Origin of the sequence: Halomonas sp. NPDC076908 (genome assembly GCF_050269715.1) — a bacterium.
Classification (GTDB): domain Bacteria; phylum Pseudomonadota; class Gammaproteobacteria; order Pseudomonadales; family Halomonadaceae; genus Vreelandella.
On record NZ_JBNNIW010000019.1, the window covers coordinates 16,946 to 35,615 of the forward strand.

Sequence of the window (18,670 nt, forward strand, 5' to 3'; positions counted from 1 at the left end):
CCAAGTAATTTTGTACAAGAGATTCTGTTCGCGTAATTCTGAAGGAGATTAAAATGGAAACCACGATGCGCGAACGCTTTTGGGAGCGCTTTACGCTTGAAGAACTAACCCCCCACGAGTGGGAAGCATTGTGCGATGGCTGCGGACAGTGCTGCTTGTTAAAGCTTCACGACGAAGATACCCAGGAGTTGGCGGTGCTAAATGTCGCCTGTCGTTTACTGGATATTGAGTCTTGCCAGTGTAGTGATTACCCCAACCGCTTTGACAGCGTACCCGACTGTACCCAGCTTACGCCCGCGTTGGTGAAAGAGTTCACGTGGTTGCCACAAAGCTGTGGCTATAGGCGTGTTTCAGAAGGGCGCAAACTGGCAGGGTGGCACCCGCTGCTTAGTAACGATGCTGAGCGTGTACATCGCAAAGGTGTCAGTGTGCGCAGCTTTGCAGTGTCGCAGGATACGGTGCCAGAGCAGCATTTAGAGTCGCACATCATCGCCGTGCTGCCGATGTAGATCCTTGCGTATTTAGGCGCTAGGTTGACGCTTAGGCGGAGCATCCCAGATAGATAAAAATACTTCTTTGACCGGCGTCAGCACTTTTTGGGCAGGAGCTTGATTAGCAGGTTTAGTGCTGGTTTTGCGAGGAGCGTCCCAAATTGTCGGGAAGTGATCTTGATATTTCATTTCTGCGAACTCCTAGAGACTTTTTAAGCAGCGAGCTTAAAGAGTGATCTTCGACGTTAGTGTGTTTGACTAAAGTCTAGTATGGCGCAGAATTGGGTGGGCGTGAATACCTTTGTGGAAAATATTTTCATAAAAAAGTGGTGATGAAGTGTCTCTTGTTCAAACTGGCACTGCTTGATTTTCCAACCAACTTTCAAGAGTTTCAAAGGAAAAGGCCTGGCAAATAGATAGCTTTGAAAAGCATTGCAGCCTAATGCAATGAGCTGTTGTTGTTAATCGGAAGTCTCCACGCCTTCAGCGACAATCAGTAAATCAAGATGGTGAGCGAGGGCGAGTTACCCTGCACGACGGCAGCATCTTTGCTGCTTTCAGAAATATTAATAATAAAGCTGCGGTCAATTTTTATTTTGTCGACTGGCAAATGACGCAAATAGCTCAGGCTTGAAAAGCCTGTGCCAAAGTCATCGATGGCGATGCTGATTCCCATCGCCCGCAACGCATGCAGCGTTTCGATTGCGGCCTCTGTGTCATTCATCAAAATGCCTTCCGTTAATTCCAGTTCCAGCGAGTGGGCACTGAGTCCTGTAGCTTCCAGCGTGCTGTGTAACGTGTTTAAAAAACTAGGCCGATGAAACTGCATGGGGGAAAGGTTAACGGCTATTCGGCAGTGGCTGGAAATCATAGGCTGTAGAACGAGAAAGACTTGAGCGGCACGCTCCATGACCCACTGACTCAAGGCAATAGTTTGCCCGGTTTCCTCGGCTATGGGAATCTTATGCCGCCTAGGGCACCTCTATGAGGTTAACTGGGGTGGCAATCCCGATAAGCCGGTGGACTATCGGGATGGCAATAGTGCGATTGCACCGCGTCGCTCTTTCGAAGCTTGGATAGAACAACGGGTTGGTTACAGCTGCCCTTGGACAGCCAGCACGCGGATGTACCTGTTGAAGCTGCGAGCCATTCTTCAACAGGCGCAGACGTTTACCTGGAAAGCGGATGAGTAAGCTCACGCTTAACGAATGGTTAAAGCGTGAAACGCGAGCAGATCATCACCGAGTGGATCAGCACCCCTTATTGAAACCGCTGCTAAAGCGTGACGTAACCTGGAGAAGTATGCGACGGCCTTAAGCACGCTTTATGTACCCATCGCAAGCCTAGAAATGGCACTAACCAGGCACCGCTACGTTTTTTTACTACTCAGCCCTTACAAGCTGAGCAGTGGGCGGCTTTTTGGCGTTGCGCTGAGCATTATTGCCCGCCATCTAGCTGGCCTGCGGTGCGGGCGAGCGCTCAGCAGGCCTTTGGGTATTTTATTCAGGGCGTGGAAAGTTCAGTGGTTGGCAGCGCTTGAGTGTCTAGCCCTAGCGCCCAAAGAATAAACGCATCTTGCCGTGCGGTGTCTCGCCAGGCTTTGAAGCGGCCAGATGCGCCGCCGTGTCCGCTGCTCATATCGGTACGCATCATTATCGGTGCTGGCCCTTGTTGCTGCTGAGTCACCTGCGCATAAAACTTGGCAGGTTCCCAATAGCTTACCCGGGTATCAAACCAACTGCCTTCAATCCACAGGGCAGGGTAAGCTTGCGGCTTGATGTTATCGATAGGTGAATAACCACCAATCCGCTCCGCTACCTCTGGCGTCTCCGGATTGCCCCACTCGCTGTACTCAGCCGTAGTAAGCGGTAGCTCAGGGTTCTGCATGGTGCGCAGCACGTCTAAAAAAGGCACGTCTAGTAAGGCAGCACAAAACGCCTCAGGCGCACGATTAATACATGTGCCCACCAGCAGGCCTCCGGCACTGGCACCATAGGCCACTATATGCTTTGGGTCGCTGACCCTCTGTTCTACCAAGGCTTCCCGTGCTGCTAGGAAATCATTAAAGCTGTTTTCCTTATGGGTCATTTTGCCGTTGAGATACCAGGGCTCGCCGCGTTCACCGCCACCGCGAACATGGGCCACGGCAAACGCCGCACCGCGTTCCAGTAGCTCTAAGCGGGCGATAGAAAACCACGGGTCGAGGGCTTCGCCATAAGCGCCATAGCCATATAGCAGGGTGGGTAAAGGCTGATCTGCTAGGTCGGCGCGCATAACCACCGATACCGGCACCTGCTCGCCATCTTGGCTTGTTGCCCATAGGCGTCGGCTAATTAACTGTTCAGGCTGAAGATTGCCGTAGACTGGCGCTCGCTTAAGCAGTGTGCGGTGGCCGCTGGTAAGGTCCAGCGCAAACCAACTGGGCGGCTGAGTAAATGACTCCTCGCGCAGGCGAAGTATCTGGCTATCAAAATGCGGGGCATCTTCTAGCATTTGCGAACAGGGTTGTTCGGGCAGTGCTAGGTACTCGTCCAGCGTACAGGCATGCTGATCATCTAATATTAACCGCCGCAAACGTACCTGTGCTTGGGCATGGTCGCGTTCACCAAGCATCAGGCCCCAGGAGAAAGCATCAACGCCCTCAAGCGTTGCTTCTTCGCGGTGCGCGATTAACGTTTGCCACTTGCTATGGCGCTGCTCAAGCTCACCTTCCGACAGGAAATCTAGTTGAAAGTGAGCGCCTGATTGATTATGCAGACGATAAAAACTGCCCGGACGGTGGTCAATACTGTACTCAACCCCCTCTTGGCGTGGCTGAATGCACTGAGGGGCTTCGGCAGGAGAGTGGGCGGGTAGCAGGTGAATCTCACTGGTATCTTTTGAGCCGCTTTCGAGCAGTAACCATGAGCGTGAGCGTGTTTTACCAATGCCGAGCCAAAACTCTGGATCCTCCTCGCGCAGTACCAGTTCAGGCGCTATCAGAGCGCTGGGGTCGTTCAATGTAAGCGGTAGTCGCCAAATGCTATCGGGGCGCTGAGTATCATCAAAGCGCGTGAACAGTAGGGTGGCTGAGTTGGCCGTCTGATCTTCCGCCCAGCATAGACCTGCGCCAATATCACTCAACAGTTGAACAGGCGTCCCGTTAGGCAAAGCTTTCAACCATAGAGTGAAACGCTCATCACCCTGGGTGTCTTCGGTCCAGGCTAGCCACTGTTCATCAGGCGAGAGCGCCATATCACCCATGTCGTAAAAGTCATGCTCAATGGCTCGGGCATTGACATCTAAAAAGCACTCCTGCTGTTCAGGTTGGGCATTGGGGTAGCGCCACCAGCAGGCGTAATCATCTTTGGCTGCGGTCTCGCTCCAGAACGTAAAATGGTCAAGCGTTGTCTTAAGGCTTGTCACCGCGAGTTCGCGACGTGCCAAATGGCTTTGGTAAAGTGTTTCTTCTAGCTTCTCAAGTGGGGCAAACCATTCTGCCTGTTGTTGATTGGCCGCTTCTAAAAATGCGGTTACTTCTGGGTCATCACGCTCTTCTAACCAGTGCCATTTTGGGTCATTAGCGCGATAATAGCGCGCAGCGGGTAAGCCTAAATGCATGCTTGGCTGTGCTTTCATAAATTCATAGGTACCATAACGGGAAATCAACGTCGGGTGAACTCACCCACATGAGGGGTATTATGCTGTCTGGAGATTCAATGTCACTGCTGTGGTTAAGTTATTACGGTCTTTCGCTGTTAGTGATCATCGCGGTTTACTTTACCCTTGCGCTGTTGCCGCGTTTGCCGCGATTAGTGCTGACTTGGGTAGTGGCCGGCGCTATTTGGGCGCCCGCGACTTTTCGACTGCCGCTCATTGAAGAGGGTGAATTTTACACTGGTTGGGCACCGGCGGCGATGGTGGCCGCGGTGGGGTTTTTAGAAAATAACGGCAGTGCGCTGCGCGTAAGCTTGCTGTGGCTGGTGTTAGGCATGGCCTTAGGCGCCGTTATTGGTATTGCTCTCTGGTGGTGGCGTCGTCCTAGCGATTATGAATATATTGAAGAAGAGGAAGCAATGGATGATGCACCGCCGCCACGGCGTCGTGAACCGGTGATTGGCTAATGGCACGTTTGAGCGACATTAGGGTGTTTCACAATGTGTGAGCTGCTGGGTATGAGCGCCAATGTACCCACGGATATCTGTTTTAGTTTTTCAGGATTTTTACACCGCGGCGGTGGCACAGGGCCGCATCGTGACGGTTGGGGTATCGCCTTCTATGAAGAGGGTGGTTACCGCGATTTTCGCGATCCTCACCCCTCCGTGAACTCACCCATCGCCCGGCTAATTTGCGACTATCCGATTAAATCGAATGTAGTGATCAGCCACATTCGGCAAGCCAATGTGGGCGGCGTGCGTTTGGCCAATACCCACCCCTTTATGCGTGAAATGTGGGGCCGCCCCTGGTGCTATGCCCATAATGGTCAGTTAAGCGAGTGGCAAAGCCTGCCACTAGGGGTGTATACCCCGGTGGGTAATACAGACAGTGAACATGCCTACTGTTGGCTAATGGGCGAACTGCGCCGCACCTTTCCTACACCGCCTCCAGCGCCTGAGATGCTTTGGAAACATTTACACCAGCTTTGTGAACAGCTAAGAGCGTTAGGCGTATTTAATATGCTGCTTTCCGATGGGCGTTATTTATATACCTACTGTGCAACCAAATTAGCTCATATCACACGGTGTGCGCCCTTCGGCGATGCGGAGCTCTCTGATGCTGAAATGACGGTCAATTTTGCCGAGCATACAACGCCTGACGACATCGTTTCTGTTATTGCCACTGAGCCGCTCACGCATAATGAGGCGTGGCACCGAATGACGCCAGGCGAGCTATTAGTCTGGTGTGATGGAGAAATTCAGGCCCGCTACTGTCCATAAGTAATCGAGTTGCTACAGTGTAGGTACGAGGTTTAAGCGTAACGTGCAGCTAACTCAGGGCTTTATCGATGGTCTAAAGTCTAAACGTTAGTTTCAATCGATCGTTTTACAGCCTGTCGTAGGTCGTATATCGTTGGCTATCTGAGCTTGCGACATATGAACTTAGCGACACACTTACGTTAGCGACAATTGCCAAGCGACAACAACAAGGTCGGTGATCAAACCGACATGGATAGCGGAGATTGCCTATGAGCGAATACGCCAACGAAACCGTTTTACGTGGCCCAGCGCTTGAAGGGCTGGATCAATACGATTCAGTCACGGATGTCTTCCACTCAGCGGTTGGCCGCTTCAAAGAGAAGCCAGCCTTCACCTGTATGGGTAAAACCCTCACGTTTGCCGACCTAGACCGCCTCTCCGCCGACTTTGCTGCTTGGTTGCAGCATGAAACAGACTTGGTGCCAGGCGATCGTATCGCTATTCAACTGCCAAATGTGCTGCAGTTTCCGGTGGCGGTATTCGGTGCGATGCGGGCAGGCTTAGTGGTGGTCAATACCAACCCGCTGTACACCGAGCGGGAAATGGCACACCAGTTTAAAGACTCCAACGCCAAAGCCATTCTTATCTTGGCGAATATGGCTGACAAGCTGGAAAAAGTGCTTGATAAAACCGATATCAAGCATGTGTTAGTGACCCAGTTGGCGGATTTGCACGATGTACCTAAGCGTTGGCTGATTAACGCAGTGGTTAAGCATGTTAAGAAAATGGTACCGCCTTATTCGTTACCTAGCGCGATTAGCTTTCGCGAGGCGTTAAAAAAGGGCGCCTCACTTAGTCATACCGATGCAAAACAAACCCATGATGATTTAGCCGCTTTACAGTACACCGGCGGTACCACCGGCATGCCGAAGGGTGCCATGCTGACGCACGGTAATCTGGTGGCTAATATGCTCCAGGCGCGTGCAGCCATTGGGGCGCACCTACGTGACGGCGAGGAGCTGGTGATTGCACCGCTTCCGGTTTATCACATTTATACGTTTACGGTTAACTGCCTGTTCTTAATGGAAACAGGTAACCATTCACTACTGATCACTAACCCACGTGACCTAGATGCTTTTGTTAAAGAGCTTAAAGGCCTGCCGTTTACTGCTTTCATCGGCTTGAACACGCTCTTTAATGCTTTATGTAATCGCGATGACTTCAAACAGCTAGACTTTTCAAAGCTGAAGCTGACGATTTCTGGCGGTATGGCGCTGACCAAAGCGGCGGCGCAGCGCTGGGAGCAAACCACGGGTTGCTCCATTGCTGAAGGCTATGGCCTGACGGAAACATCACCGATTGTGAGCTTCAATCCTACTGATGCCATTCAGTTAGGCACTATCGGTAAGCCCGTTGCAGGCACGGCGGTCAAAGTTGTTGATACCGATGGCAACGATGTCGCTATGGGCGAGCCAGGTGAGTTATGTGTGCAAGGCCCGCAAGTGATGAAAGGCTACTGGCAGCGTGAAGATGAAACCCGTGCCTCCATTGATGAAAATGGCTGGTTCTTCACTGGGGATATCGCTATTCTTCAGGATGATGGTTACATCCGCGTTGTTGATCGCAAAAAAGATATGATTTTGGTCTCTGGCTTCAACGTCTACCCCAATGAAATTGAGGACGTCGTTGCCGCCCACCCTGATGTGCTTGAAGCAGCAGCGGTGGGAGTACCCGACGAAAATGCGGGTGAAGCGATCAAACTGTTTGTGGTGAGCAAGAATGACCAGCTTGATGAAAAAACGCTACGTGACTGGTGTAAGAAAGAGTTGACCGCCTACAAAGTGCCCAAGGTCATCGAGTTCCGGGATGAATTGCCCAAGACGAATGTGGGCAAAGTGTTGCGCCGTCAGTTGCGCGATGAAGAGACTTCAAAGACGTAACGCGTCATCCACTAAAGCAGTGTGGTTAGGCGTCGTGGAGTTGAAAGCGTTACAATAGTCGGCCCGCTCTTTTGAGCGGGCTGTTTTTTTATATCCCGTTTTTCTTTTCCTTTTTTATCTTTTAATACAGCGAATGGAAGCCCAGTCTATCGTGACTACCGACACGTCCCCAGCCCCCACCGATAGCCAACGCCTTGCGTCGCTGAAACAGGCAGCGGGCGATGTGATGCTGCGCGATACAGAGCGGCTGGAGCGACGTTTGGCCGGTTTAAGCCGTCGCCTACGTGACCAAAAGCCTATTAGTCGTGGCTTAGAAGAGGCGCAGCGTGAGGTGAATCGTGCTCAGCAAGTGCTTAGCCAGCGTATAGATCAAAAGGTTGCCCTGAACTACCCAGCGGAACTGCCGGTGGTGGAGCGGCGTGAAGATATCCTTAACGCCATCCGCGATCACCAAGTGGTCGTCGTCGCGGGGGAGACCGGTTCAGGTAAAACCACTCAACTGCCCAAAATGTGTTTGGAGCTGGGGCGTGGTCGCCGTGGTTTGATTGGACACACCCAGCCACGCCGCTTAGCGGCCCGTAGCGTCGCTGGGCGGTTGGCAGAAGAGCTGGAAGTCTCCCTGGGTGAGCAGGTGGGTTATCAGGTGCGCTTCAGCGACCAGAGCAGCCCCAGCACGTTAGTCAAACTGATGACTGACGGTATTTTGCTGGCCGAGACTCAGCATGATCCACTACTGCTGCGCTACGACACCCTCATTATTGATGAGGCTCACGAACGCAGCCTGAATATCGATTTCCTGCTTGGCTACCTTAAGCGCTTACTGCCCAAACGGCCTGACCTAAAAATTATTATTACCTCGGCCACCATTGATGTAGAGCGTTTCGCTCAACACTTTGGTACGCCTGAAACGCCGGCACCAGTCATCGAAGTCACCGGGCGCACCTATCCGGTGGAGGTGCACTACCGACCGTTAATTCGTGATGAAGAGGGTGAAGAGGACCGCACGATTCAGGAAGGTATTCTGCATGCGGTTGAAGAGCTTGACATTATTGAGCGTGAGAAAGGGTGGTTACATGGCCCGCGAGATGTGTTGGTATTTTTGCCCGGTGAGCGAGAAATTCGGGAAACTGCCGATACCCTGCGCCGAGCGGAACTAAAGGGCACTGAAATCCTGCCGCTGTATGCCAGGCTCTCTAATGAAGAGCAGAACCGTGTATTTGCACAACACCGCGGGCGGCGCATTGTGCTCGCCACCAACGTCGCGGAAACCTCACTGACCGTGCCTGGCATTCGCTATGTGATCGATCCTGGCTTGGTGCGTATCAGCCGTTATAGCTACCGCTCTAAAATACAGCGTTTGCCCGTAGAAGCGGTTAGCCAAGCCAGTGCCAACCAGCGCAAAGGGCGCTGTGGGCGGATCGCCGAAGGCGTGTGTATTCGCCTCTACAGCGAGGAAGATTTTTTAGCGCGCCCTGGTTTTACTGACCCTGAAATTCAGCGCACCAACTTAGCGTCGGTGATTCTCTCGATGCTGGGGCTGAAACTTGGCGATATAGAAGACTTCCCATTTGTTGATCCACCCGATAGCCGTTTTGTTAAAGATGGCTTTCGACTGCTGTTCGAGTTAGGGGCGGTCGACGAACAGCAGCGGCTCTCTTCGCTTGGTCGTAAGCTGGCGCGGCTACCGATTGACCCTCGTTTAGCGCGTATGGTGTTAGCGGGCGTTGAGTTTGGCAGTCTTCGTGATGTGCTGATTGTGGTCTCCGCGCTGGCCATTCAGGACCCCCGTGACCGACCTGCGGATAAACGCCAAGCCGCCGATCAGGCCCACCAACGCTGGCATGACCCGGACTCAGACTTCGTCGCGTTGTTAAATCTCTGGCACGGTATCGAAAATGCCCGCGAAGCGCTGTCGGGCAATCAACTGCGCCGCTGGTGTCGCGAGCACTACATCAACTATCTGCGTATGCGCGAATGGCACGATACCTTCCGCCAACTCAGGCAGCTGCTGCGTGATATGGATATTGAGGTGCCTGCGCCGCCGCCACGTGATGAAGATGAAAGCGAAGAGCAAGCGCGCCAGGCACGCCGTAAAACCTCAGGGAAAGTGCACCAAGCGCTGCTTTCTGGGCTGCTTTCCAACCTGGGTACGTTGCTTGAGAACCGTGAATATCTTGGTGCCCGCAATCGCAAATTTATGATTCATCCAGGCTCGGGGTTGGCCAAGAAATCACCTAAATGGATCATGGCGTTTGAGCTAATCGAAACCTCAAAGCTATTTGCCCGTACCGTCGCCAAGATCGAACCGCAGTGGATTGAACCTCAGGCACAGCATTTAATTAAACGCAGCTACAGTGAACCGCACTGGGAAATGAAGCGCTCCCAGGTAGTCGCGTTTGAACAGGTCACGCTGTTCGGGCTGCCGATCGTTGCCCGCCGCCGGGTGCATTACGGACCGATTGCGCCACAGGAGTCCCGGGAGCTGTTTATTCGCCGTGCGTTGGTAGAAGGCGAATTTCAAACCAAAGGCACCTTTTTCATCCACAATCGCGCGCTGATTGACGAAGTCGAAGCGTTGGAGGATCGCGCCCGTCGCCGGGATATTTTGGTCGACGAGGAGACGCTATTCGCTTTTTACGACGAGCGAATCCCAGCGGAGATCGTTAACGGTAAAGGGTTTGAGCATTGGCGCAAGCAGGCAGAGCAGCGCGATTCAAGCTTACTGCATTTTGATCTCGATTCGCTTAAGACGCGTGACGCTGATGACATTACTCAGGCGCACTATCCCGATCATTTGATCCTGGCTGGCGTGGCCTATCCGGTTAGCTACCACTTCGACCCGGAAGCGCCAGACGATGGCGTTACCCTAACCGTTCCTGCCGCCATGCTGCCCCAAGTGCCGGCGCATGCTTTAGAGTGGCTGGTGCCAGGTCTGCTGCGTGAAAAATGTATTGCGCTATTGAAGTCGTTGCCGAAAAGCATCCGCCGTCAGGTCGTGCCGATTCCTGACTGGGTGGACGCAGCGCTGGAAACTTTGGTGCCCGATCAGCGCCCGTTAACGGAGGCGTTGGGTGAGTTTATTCGCCGCCGGACATCAACGCGGGTGCATCCCGACGATTGGCGTTTAGACTTGCTGGAACCGCATCTAACAATGAATATTCGCGTTGTCGATCACGCCGGTGAAACTTTGGGTCAAGGGCGTGACCTGCGCGCTTTGGAGCAGCGCTTTGAAGCAGCTGCCAGCGCGGGTGCCCAGGCGTTGGCTGAGCAGGTCAGCGTTGAGCCTGCCGTTGCCGGGCTACCCAAAGCACCATTGCCCGCCTCTCGAGTAACCACCCAAGCGGGCATTCGCGTTGAGGCGTATCCTGCATTGGTTGCTGAGACCAGAGTTGCTGAGAACAGGGTATCAGAAGCCAGTGTGTTCAAGGTCGCGCTTTTTGACCATCCAGCGAAAGCCGAGGCCGCGCACCAGGAAGGCATTGCCCGGTTAGCAATTGCCAAGCTGCCTGAACAGGTTAAAGCAATTAAGCAATTACCCGATGTAGAGAAGTGTGCGCTGCTATTTGCCAAGGTGGGTAGTAAGCAAGCGTTAGTTGATGATCTGCTGCTGGCAGTGTTTACCCAGGTGGTGGCGCAACACCCCTTGCCACGCTCGGAAGGGGAGTTCAGTCAGCGATTGAGCGATACTCAAAGCCAACTGGTTGATGAAGCTAAGACGTTGCTTCTACAGATAGAAACGGCGCTTAAAGGCCATCTTGCGGTGAGTAAGATTTTAAAAGGTAAACTCAATTTTGCTCTGGCGTTAGTCTATAGCGACGTTAGTGCTCAGATGCAGCGCTTGGTTTACCCTGGCTTTATTCGTGATGCTGGCGTTTGGTTGCAAGAGTACCCACGTTATACCGAAGCCGCGCTTATTAGGCTCGAAAAAGCCGCCCGTGAACGCGGGCGCGACCAAATGATGATGCAGGATGTCCAAGCGTTAGAAGCACGCTTTGACGCACGCCGTGAAAGTGAGCGCCGAGGTAAAGTGGAAGACCCGGCACTAGTCGCTTTTGGGTGGTGGCTGCAAGAGCTTAGGGTGTCGTTATTTGCCCAGCAGTTGGGGACCAGCATGGCGGTATCAGTCAAGCGCCTGGAAAAACGCTGGCAAGAGATCGTTAGCGTTTAGTCAGTCGTTAAAAAATGTTGCTGGAAAAACCGCTATTTTACGCACACAGTTACGATATGGGTTCGCCGTAAGTCACACGCTAGCCATCGATGGCCAGTCACATCGGCAAGCCGTTTAAAGGAGATTGGCATGACACATGTGGTGATTACCGGGACAGGGCTTTATACACCGGAACACGCCATTGATAATGCGGCTTTGGTGGCGGCATTTAACGCTTGGGTAGACAGCGACAATGACATTCATGCCGAAGCGATTGCGCGAGGAGAGCGGGAGCCACTAGCGTATTCGAGCAGTGAATTTATTGAAAAAGCGTCCGGTATCAAGAGCCGTTACGTGCTAGATGCAGAGGGTATCCTTGACCCGCAGCGTATGCGGCCTAAACTGCCACAGCGGAATAACGATGAACCGTCGATTCAGTGTGAGATGGCAACGGCTGCGGCGCTCCAGGCGTTGGCTGCCGCTCAGGTAGATGCTGCGGATATTGAGCTTGTTATTGTTGCCTGTTCAAACCTCGAACGCGCTTACCCCGCTGTGGCGGTTGAGGTGCAGCAAGCGTTAGGGACAAGCGGGTACGGGTTTGATATGAACGTTGCCTGTAGCTCGGCAACCTTTGCGCTGGAAACAGCGGCTAACGCGATAGTGTCCGGCAGCGTAAAACGAGCGCTGGTGGTTAACCCGGAAGTTTGCTCGGCGCATCTCAATTTTCGAGATCGTGACAGTCACTTCATATTCGGCGATGCTTGTACGGCCGTGGTACTAGAAAACAGCGCTATCGCCAAAGCAGATGAGTGTTTTGAGATTCTTGGAACGCGCTTGATTACCAAGTTTTCCAACGCGATTCGTAATAATACTGGTTTTTTAAATCGGGTGACTGACAGTGATCCGTTGGCCTTGGATAAGCTATTTGTTCAGGAAGGTCGGCGTGTGTTTAAAGAGGTTTGTCCCATGGTGGCAAAGTTGATCACTGACCATTTGGCCTCTTTGGAATTGAGCGGTAGTGATCTTAAACGCATGTGGTTGCATCAAGCTAACCAACATATGAATGATTTGATTGCCCGCAAAGTGCTGGGCCACGACCCGAGCGTGACTCAAGCACCGATCATTCTTGATCGTTACGCGAACACCAGTTCTGCGGGTTCTATTATTGCGTTTCACCTCCACCGGGATCAGCTTGAGGCGGGGGATATCGGCGTCATATGCTCCTTTGGAGCAGGTTACAGTGCTGGTAGCGTGGTTGTTCGTCGTCACTAAAAGCAGTACGGAATTAGCAAAGGGAAAACGTCATGCGGCAGTTGTTAAATAACGAGAAGTCAGCGCTTACGTGGCGCACCGGGGGCTTGCCTCTCCTGCTGGTGGCGTTATTAGCAACCGGCGGCTGCGCCAGCACCCAGGTCGTGGAAGACAGGCATCCCGAGGACCCTTGGGAAGGTTTTAACCGTAAAGTGTTTGCGTTTAACGATGTACTAGATCGTTACACATTAAAACCAGTTGCTAGGGGCTACCGCACGATTACGCCTGAGCCCGTACAAACAGGCGTGGGTAATTTCTTCTCTAACTTAGGTGAAGTGCGCACGGCAATTAATAGTGTGTTGCAAGGCAAGCCCGCCAACGCAGGCCTCGCCACTTCCCGGTTTTTGATTAACTCCACCGTCGGCATCGGAGGGCTGTTGGATTACGCCACCTTGATGGAAATTACCGCGGAAGAAGAGGATTTTGGTCAAACATTAGCCGTTTGGGGATGGGAGGACTCGCGCTATTTAGTGCTGCCTCTGTTAGGCCCCAGCACGCTGCGAGACACGACCGGCTTACCGGCTGATATAGCGGCGAATCCCGTCTATTACGTGGATGATGATACGGTTCGTGTCAGCCTGACAGCGCTTAACTTGGTTGATATTCGCGCGGGCTTGCTAGACCAGGAGGAGTTAATCCGCGGTGATCGCTACCGCTTTATTCGTGACGCCTTCTTACAGAGTCGCCAATTTGCGATTAGTGATGGAGAGCTGGGCGACGACCCGTTTGCCGCTGATGTCTTTGATTTTGATGATAGCGACTTCGATGATAGCGACTTTGGTGACGATGATTTCGCCGATTGAGGCTTGTGATGGATCATTCTAAGCAGTTGATCGCGGTGATCGATGAACCTGGTCGTGAACGTGATGCGCTGGCGGAAGCAATTACCTGCGATGGTATGTGGGTATATGCGGCAGATGATATCGAGCATTTGCCCTCAGGCACGGCGCTTATTGTAGCCCATGCCAGGGCAGTGCCACGGCAGCAGTGGTCGCAGTTAACGCGTCGCCTGCCTACGCTGGTGGTTAGTGACTCGCGACAAGACGCTGACCTCATTAAGGCCATTGACGTTGGCTTGGTGGACTACATCGTTCATCCTTTGCGTCATGCCGAGTTACTGCGACGAATGATCCGCAAGGCCATCGAGCTTAACGATTTGGCCCTTGAGCGCGAGCGTGACCATGCGCGGCTGGCTGAGTTAAATGAAAGCTTAGAAACACATCTAGCGCTACTGCGTATGGATCAGCAGAGCGGTGGTCATATTCAACGCCGCTTACTGCCGGTACACCCTAAGGTAATCAATGGGGTGTACTATGATTATCTATTTGCGCCTTCGCTCTATTTATCCGGCGATTTTCTAGATTATCAGCGCTATAACGAGCGTTATAGCGCATTTTACTTCGCGGATGTGTCTGGGCATGGTGCTTCGTCAGCCTTTGTGACGGTACTACTCAAATACTTATGCAACCGCTGGCTTAGTGAGTGGGATGGAGAGCAGCCGGAGAACTTGCCCCCGGATTGGCTGAAGGCGATGAATCGTGAATTGCAGGGCACCGATATCGGTAAGCATGCCACTTTGTTTGTCGGTGTTATTGACCATGAAGCGCATACTCTGCACTATTCGCTCGGCGCCCAGCTTCCTATGCCACTCTTGGCGGCAGAGGGTAAGCTAAGTCGCTTAGAAGGTGAGGGAATGCCGGTAGGCCTTTTCCCCGATGTGGAGTATCCTTCGCTAAGCTGTGCTTTGCCGAAAGAGTTTCGTTTATGGCTCTGTTCAGACGGTGTATTGGAGTGCTTGCCGGGTAAAACGCTCGACACGCGGCTCAAGGAACTTGAGCAATTAGTAAGTGAGAGTGTAACGCTTGAGCAGTTGCGCGACCGGCTCGCACAGACAAATTCGCTCCTGGCAGAAGGGGATGCGGAGTTTGATGCGAACCAAGAGCGCGATGCTTTACCCGATGATCTAACAATCATGATGGTGAGCGGATTTGGTCATGCTGATTGAAGAAGGCCGCATTAAAGCGGCGTTCGATTCTGGTGTATTTGTTTTAAAACTGTGTGGCGATGTGCGTTTAACGCTCTGCGCTACGCTGGACACGCAAGCCCAACGCCTCGCCGAGACGCCGGGGTTGCGTGCCGTATTGATTGACCTGCGCGCGGCCACCAACGTGGACTCCACTGCACTGGGCTTCCTCGCTAAGGTGGCCATGGCGGTTAAAGGGCGCTTGGAGCAGCCACCTACGATCATTGTTGATAACCCTGACGTTCGCCAAATGCTGGATGTGATGGGGTTTGCGCGCTTTTTCACTCTGATGGAAGCGCCTTTGCAGCAACAGACCGCGCTCAATGATGTGCTTGAGGAGTTACCGGAAGAGCCCGCCGATGAAGAAGGGTTGCGGGAACGCATCCTTGAAGCCCATCGCATTTTGATGCACATGAACGAGCACAACCGCGAGCAGTTTCAGCCACTGGTGGAGATGCTTGAGTCTCAAGATGCTGCCACGCCTCATTAGACGCCTACCCTTGATGCGCCCAGCCTTTGCTTGTTTGCAATGAATTGCGTTGCTAATGGCGCATAGCGGGGCGCACAAATGATCTCCTATCTCTATAGTGTTCGTCCCCACAAACGTCATTAAATCGTCTATGATTAGCGGCCTATCTATTCCAGCGCGCACGTTTAATGCGTTCAAGGAGACCCATGCACCTTAATCCCCGCCGGGTAGCGCTGCTCGTCGCCGCCAATACGGCGCTAGCCCCCTTTGCTATCGACGCATATTTGCCTGCGATGGGCATCATTGCCGACAGCATCGGCGCCAGCATCCATCGTACTGAGCTTTCCATTAGCGTGTTCCTGTTCGGCTTTGCGTTGGGCCAGCTATGTTTTGGGCCATTATCGGATCGTATGGGCAGAAAGCCCGTGCTATTAGGTGGCCTGGTGGTTTTTATGCTCGCAAGCCTTGCTATTACTACGGTAGATAGTTTGTCCTCACTATTGGCCTGGCGATTTGTGCAGGCGTTGGGTGGCGGGGCCTGCGTGGTTAATTCGGCAGCGATTGTGCGCGACTGCTTTAGTGGGCGTGAAGCCGCCAAAGTGATGTCTACCATGGCAATGATCATGATGTTAGCGCCGTTGGTGGCACCAGCAGTGGGGAGCTTATTACTCTATGTGGCCGGTTGGTGGCTGATTTTTGTGTTTTTGGCGGTTTATGCAGGGTTTTTGCTGTGGCTGCTAGGCACGCGCCTACCTGAAACGCGGGATATGTCGCTACCGGCCGCCTCGCCGCGGCAAGTTATTCGCAACTATGCCAGTGTGCTTAAGCACCGAGAAGGGATGGGCTATATCTGTGCGGTGGCAGCGTCCTTTGCAGGGCTTTTTGCATTTGTAACCGCATCCCCGTTTCTCTACCTCGACTATTTTGGTTTGTCACCCGCGACATATCCGCTCGTTTTTGGCGTTAACGTACTCGTTATCGCGCTTTCAAATAGAGTCAATATTCACTTGTTGCGTAAGCGCTCGCCTCAGCAGAATTTGCGTTTGGGGCTGCTTATTCAGTTGGTCGCGGCACTAGGGTTAGTGTTGGTAACGGCGTTAAACCTGGCCTCGCTTATGGTTATTGTGCCGCTGATTATGCTGTTTACCGCCATGATCGGACTGATTACGCCGAATGCTATTTCAGCGCTGTTAGATCACTTTGGCCATATCAGTGCCACCGCTACGGCATTGTTAGGCGGTATTCAATTCACCTGTGGTGCTCTCGCCGGTGTAATGGTGGGGCTGTTTGAGGTTGAGCATCTTTGGCCCATGGTACTCACGATGTTAGGCGCTGCGCTGCTGGGAAATATCGGAGTGCGAAAACTGACCAAAACACCTACTGCAGATGGATAGTCTACTGGCCTGGGTAAACTTACCGCTAAACACGTGGCTAGCCTGTGCTGCGGTATTAATGCTGGGGGCCTTTGTACAGCGCGCTACAGGCTTTGGTTTAGCGGTTATCGGTGCGCCGTTATTATTGATGCTTGAGCCACGCTTAGTGCCAGCCGTCCTTGTGCTGTTTGTATTTACTGTCGCATTGATGATGATCAGTGCCTACTGGAACGAGGTACAGTTGGGCGTCGTTGGGATGGCATTAATGGGTTATCTTCCTGGCAATGTGCTGGGGATTTGGCTGCTGCTCGCCGCACCGATATTTCTATTGGGAAAGATGGTTGCGGTTATTGTGTTGCTTACCGTGCTGGTCACGGTGTGTCGTTTTCAATTACCCGTCAACCGTATAACGGTGTTTGGTGCTGGTGTGCTGTCGGGTATCTTTGGCACAGTGGCAGCCATAGGCGGCCCGCCCATTGTATTGCTAATGCATAGCTTACCGGCTGATCGGGTGCGGGGTAATCTAGCCGCCTTTTTTATCCTGACCTCCATGTTGACCTTAATCACTTTGGTATTGGCTGACCAGCTTCAGCTATGGCATTTCCAGGTCGCGCTTACTTTCCTACCCGCAGTATTGATCGGCAATGCCCTCGCACATGCTGTTGCACACCGCCTTGATAGGCGCTTACTGCAAGAGGCGTCGCTTGTGTTATGTACCTTCGCCGCGCTTGGGCTTTTATGGTGATAGAAAACCTATTTTTCTTACCTAACTAGATTTTTATCACCTTTTGCTCACTGTCATGAAGTTATCATCGATCCAGTGCAAGGTATGCCTTGCGAAGGCCAGAGCCTTATCTGAACAGGGGGGATTGCGCATGAAACGAATTCTAAAAACCACCCAGCTCTCAGCTACCGTAATGAGCGTTGCCGAGGTTGCGCAAGCACTCAATCAAACCCGTATCGTCGGACGTCGGCTAAGTTATTGCTGAGGAAAATCTTAAACTACTGTCCGGCATTTGTTGAATCAAGCCGCTGTAAACGAAAATCGGCAATTATTTAGATTCAGACATTCCTTAATAATACGAAAGCCAATTGGTTCGTTGTTAATTATAACTAGATTTCGTTCCAGTAGCAGTGCTGCTTAGTTGTGCAATACGAGATTCGGTATTCAAGTGCTTCGCCCTTTAATCCTCGGGCAATCCGGCGGATCTCCAGCAGCGGAGAGCCTAGTTCTACGCCTAAGTATTTCTGCTCTTGAACGCCTGCAGCAACAGCAAATAAGCGCTCTTCAGCATTCGCAATGCTCTGGCCGAATTTTTGCTGGTAAAGCTGGTAGAGCGTATTTGGCAATGTTTCTGGCTCGCACTCTAAAGCAGGGAATCTCTCTGCATCAACTATCAGATCCTCTAATAGCGCTGGTACCTCGTCTAATATCCTGACCCGCCGGATGTGAACCACCATGCTGTCTTCCTTAATCTCCAGAGCGTCCGCTTCATCACGCGCCGCAGGTCGGCGCTCTCGTTGAAGTACTCTGGAAATGGGTAACGAGCGCTTACCATTAAGGCTTATGAGGTGAAAGAATTGAAAGAGAGAACGGTCACTGTCATGTGTAGCAACAACGGTACCTTTTCCCTGATATCGAATAACAATATGCTCGCTGGCTAATGCATCTACTGCTTTGCGTAGAGTCCCCACGCTAACGCCGTATTCATGTGACAGGGCAGACTCACTGGGAATGAAAGTGCCGGGCGGCCAAACGCCTGACACTATGCGCGAAAGCAGAGCTTCCTTGATTTGTTGGTGTAGCGGGCGATAGCTGGGTGTTGGCTCGTCGTTCATGTTTGATCCCTTGAGGTGCTTTTAGCGCGGTGTTCATTACCGCCGATTGTTTTTACTTACGACAATATTACCAAAAAAAAAGAGTGTGGGCTTGCTATCCTCTATCATATGTCATATATATGAATAGAGGCTTCGTATCATCTGATGTGAAGCAGTTTCTGGCAGTTGTTTTCTACAAGCTG

16 protein-coding genes are annotated in these 18,670 nt (G+C 52.4%); 12 read left to right on the forward strand and 4 right to left on the reverse strand.

Annotated features, from left to right (window positions below):
• The first annotated feature begins 53 nt into the window (after positions 1-53).
• Positions 54-509 carry a YcgN family cysteine cluster protein gene (locus ACQKE4_RS12255; protein WP_427388641.1) on the forward strand — a complete coding sequence of 152 codons (456 nt, stop codon included), beginning with the start codon at positions 54-56 and terminating at the stop codon, positions 507-509.
• A gap of 12 nt (positions 510-521) precedes the next feature.
• On the opposite strand, the gene ACQKE4_RS12260 is transcribed toward ACQKE4_RS12255, so the two are convergent.
• Positions 522-680, reverse strand: a complete 159-nt coding sequence (locus tag ACQKE4_RS12260; RefSeq protein WP_427388642.1) for a hypothetical protein — start codon at positions 678-680, stop codon at positions 522-524.
• Between the two features lie 304 nt (positions 681-984).
• On the reverse strand, positions 985-1,401 hold the full coding sequence (locus ACQKE4_RS12265; RefSeq protein ID WP_427388643.1) for an EAL domain-containing protein: 417 nt from the start codon (positions 1,399-1,401) through the stop codon (positions 985-987).
• A 43-nt stretch (positions 1,402-1,444) separates the two neighbouring features.
• Between ACQKE4_RS12265 and ACQKE4_RS12270 the strand changes: the two genes are divergently transcribed.
• Positions 1,445-1,684, forward strand: coding sequence for a hypothetical protein (locus ACQKE4_RS12270; protein WP_427388644.1), 240 nt, complete (start codon positions 1,445-1,447; stop codon positions 1,682-1,684).
• 310 nt (positions 1,685-1,994) lie between these two features.
• Here ACQKE4_RS12270 and ACQKE4_RS12275 read toward each other — a convergent pair whose 3' ends face one another.
• Complete coding sequence (locus ACQKE4_RS12275) at positions 1,995-4,109, reverse strand: S9 family peptidase (protein WP_427388646.1); 2,115 nt, start codon at positions 4,107-4,109, stop codon at positions 1,995-1,997.
• Between the two features lie 62 nt (positions 4,110-4,171).
• Here ACQKE4_RS12275 and ACQKE4_RS12280 point away from each other — a divergent pair, with 62 nt between their 5' ends.
• From ACQKE4_RS12280 to ACQKE4_RS12325, 10 genes are all read left to right on the forward strand, one after another.
• Positions 4,172-4,594: a hypothetical protein gene (locus tag ACQKE4_RS12280; protein WP_427388647.1), complete on the forward strand. Its 423-nt coding sequence runs from the start codon at positions 4,172-4,174 to the stop codon at positions 4,592-4,594.
• Between the two features lie 33 nt (positions 4,595-4,627).
• Positions 4,628-5,407: a class II glutamine amidotransferase gene (locus tag ACQKE4_RS12285; RefSeq protein WP_427388648.1), complete on the forward strand. Its 780-nt coding sequence runs from the start codon at positions 4,628-4,630 to the stop codon at positions 5,405-5,407.
• Between the two features lie 248 nt (positions 5,408-5,655).
• A complete protein-coding gene (locus ACQKE4_RS12290) occupies positions 5,656-7,326 on the forward strand; it encodes an AMP-binding protein (protein WP_427388649.1) in 1,671 nt (556 codons plus the stop codon).
• Positions 7,327-7,459: 133 nt separating this feature from the next.
• Positions 7,460-11,494: an ATP-dependent RNA helicase HrpA gene (gene hrpA, locus ACQKE4_RS12295; RefSeq protein WP_427388650.1), complete on the forward strand. Its 4,035-nt coding sequence runs from the start codon at positions 7,460-7,462 to the stop codon at positions 11,492-11,494.
• 129 nt (positions 11,495-11,623) lie between these two features.
• Positions 11,624-12,745 (forward strand): beta-ketoacyl-ACP synthase III, encoded by a 1,122-nt coding sequence (locus ACQKE4_RS12300; RefSeq protein WP_427388652.1) that lies wholly within the window; start codon positions 11,624-11,626, stop codon positions 12,743-12,745.
• 32 nt (positions 12,746-12,777) lie between these two features.
• Positions 12,778-13,587: an MlaA family lipoprotein gene (locus tag ACQKE4_RS12305; protein WP_427388653.1), complete on the forward strand. Its 810-nt coding sequence runs from the start codon at positions 12,778-12,780 to the stop codon at positions 13,585-13,587.
• Between the two features lie 8 nt (positions 13,588-13,595).
• Positions 13,596-14,789: a PP2C family protein-serine/threonine phosphatase gene (locus ACQKE4_RS12310; RefSeq protein ID WP_427388654.1), complete on the forward strand. Its 1,194-nt coding sequence runs from the start codon at positions 13,596-13,598 to the stop codon at positions 14,787-14,789.
• Positions 14,779-15,297, forward strand: coding sequence for an STAS domain-containing protein (locus ACQKE4_RS12315; RefSeq protein WP_427388656.1), 519 nt, complete (start codon positions 14,779-14,781; stop codon positions 15,295-15,297). Before ACQKE4_RS12310 ends, ACQKE4_RS12315 begins: the two co-directional genes overlap by 11 nt.
• 185 nt (positions 15,298-15,482) lie before the next feature.
• The gene (locus ACQKE4_RS12320; RefSeq protein WP_427388657.1) at positions 15,483-16,670 is read left to right on the forward strand and encodes a multidrug effflux MFS transporter; all 1,188 of its coding nucleotides are present in this window, start codon (positions 15,483-15,485) and stop codon (positions 16,668-16,670) included.
• On the forward strand, positions 16,663-17,394 hold the full coding sequence (locus ACQKE4_RS12325) for a sulfite exporter TauE/SafE family protein (protein ID WP_427388658.1): 732 nt from the start codon (positions 16,663-16,665) through the stop codon (positions 17,392-17,394). The genes ACQKE4_RS12320 and ACQKE4_RS12325 overlap by 8 nt, the downstream gene beginning before the upstream one ends.
• 368 nt (positions 17,395-17,762) lie before the next feature.
• On the opposite strand, the gene ACQKE4_RS12330 is transcribed toward ACQKE4_RS12325, so the two are convergent.
• On the reverse strand, positions 17,763-18,488 hold the full coding sequence (locus tag ACQKE4_RS12330; RefSeq protein ID WP_427388660.1) for a GntR family transcriptional regulator: 726 nt from the start codon (positions 18,486-18,488) through the stop codon (positions 17,763-17,765).
• Positions 18,489-18,670 lie beyond the last annotated feature (182 nt).